This is a genomic window from Alteromonas sp. 14N.309.X.WAT.G.H12 (assembly GCF_036697315.1).
Classification (GTDB): Bacteria; Pseudomonadota; Gammaproteobacteria; order Enterobacterales; family Alteromonadaceae; genus Alteromonas.
This window is the reverse complement of the sequence record NZ_JBAHZB010000211.1, coordinates 1-1,817: the sequence shown is the minus strand read 5'-3', so window position 1 is coordinate 1,817 and position 1,817 is coordinate 1. Positions and strand designations below refer to the sequence as shown.

General features: G+C 47.7%; 2 protein-coding genes. Both read right to left on the bottom strand.

Annotation, left to right across the window (positions count from 1 at the left end):
- Nucleotides 1-1,230, bottom strand: a 1,230-nt coding sequence (locus V5298_RS20525) for a response regulator (protein ID WP_332933269.1), incomplete at its 3' end; no start/stop codon positions are given.
- Between the two features lie 26 nt (nt 1,231-1,256).
- Nucleotides 1,257-1,817: response regulator (locus tag V5298_RS20520; protein WP_332933268.1), on the bottom strand; the 561-nt coding region annotated here is incomplete at its 5' end.

The window sequence follows — 1,817 nt, the reverse complement described above, 5'->3', positions numbered from 1 at the left end:
ACCATCGAGATCAAGAAACAGTAATGACTGGATCCCCGCGGTAAACAGGCTTTCATTGAGTATCAGCTTTAGATAATTACGATTACCTACCCCAGTTAAGGGATCAGTAAAGGCCATCTCTTCCAGTTTTTGTTCTGCGCTATTTAAACCACTGAAATTGGAGATAGTAACAACAAATTGTTCGCGACCGTCCTTAAGTGGCATCTGAGAGACGGTGACAAAGGCTTCAAATCGGGTTCCATCGGCTAAATTGAGAGGCACTTTCTGTCGTTGAATTGCCGGCGGTTCTTGCATAATAAACGACGCAAACAGTGTTTTCCAAACGTTACTGTCTTGCAAACGGGTATGCTCAGTGGGGGGAAATGCTTGACCTAAAAAGTCCATAAACGCGGCGTTAGCGGCCAGGACTCGACACTGTTCATCGACAATGGCAACGCCTTCGGCTAGGTGCTCTACAATCACTTGGGAAAGTTGCAGCTTTTTGTGCTCACGGGGCTTTTCCGTTACATCCACAATGGCGCCCACTTTCACCACGCCATCAACAAGCTGAATATCACTGAAGATGACATCGAGCCATTCATTTTTATTGTCGTCCAGTAAAGGAATGGTTTTACGAAACGAGGTATTCGCGGTAATTTGTGATTCCACTTCCGCCCTATCGGCAGGATCAAATAAGGTCACAAACTGGGGATAAGGTATATCCGTAGCTGCGCCTAACCGGTGACGAAAACTTTCAACGCCGGAAAACACAAAATGGCTGCCGGTTTCATTTAAATTGGCAATGCCACAAAGGGCCGCCTCGGCAACCACTTTTAAGCGTTCTTCAGTGCCGCTCATGGACTCTTCCAAAGCAAAGCGTTTTAGCGCGGTTTCGCAACAAACTTTTATCGCTTTAGCGTCAAAGGGTTTGACGATATAACCATAAGGCGCCGTCTCCAACGCCCGCCCTAATGTGGCATCATCAGAAAACGACGTGGTATAAATCAAAGGAGTACGGTGTTGCTCACTGATTTTTTGGGCAGCAGCAATGCCACTGCCACCATCGGCAAGGTGGATATCCATCATGATAAGCTCAGGGGTTAGTTCTGCGGCCATGGCAACGGCCTGCTCTTCAGAACGGGCCAGCCCCACCACCTCTGCGCCCAGGTTTGTCAGCTCTCTGGCCAAATAGGTAGCAGCAATGGTGGTATCTTCCACCACCAGTACGCGTTTATTCTCCAATAAGTTCATGAGTACTTCCTATCGACCTGACAACATCACAGAATTGACACCAACGCGCGAGTAAGCTGGTTCTCTGCCACCGGCTTTGTTAATAACGGAACATCCTGCAATTCTGATGGTAAGACCAAATCTTCACCATATCCGCTAATAATTACAATGGGTACTTTTTGCATTTTTAATTTTTTAATCAATGCCAGAGTTGTTTCATGACCAAGGTGAACATCAAACAATGCCAGTGCCGGCAAGCGCTGATTTACTTTAATTTGTGCTTGCTCAATACTGCCGGCGATATCAACATGGCCAACGCCTAAATGGGTTAAGCGTTTTTGCAGATCAAGGGCAATAATCAGGCTATCTTCCACCACCAGCGCGTGTTCTGGCAACGTCCGCCCCTTCAATAAGGGAGCCGGTGTCACCGTTTCCGGCTCTGCGACGGTGGTTTCGTCGGTTATTAAGTGCTGTCTTGGAACAACAAACTCGCCCTTAACGCCATCGGCAGCAAACTCAATATCCACTTTGCCATTGAGCTCATGGGGCATGACGGTTTTAATTAATGTCATCCCAAAGCTTTCCCGCTTAGGCGGTGTCACCCCAGG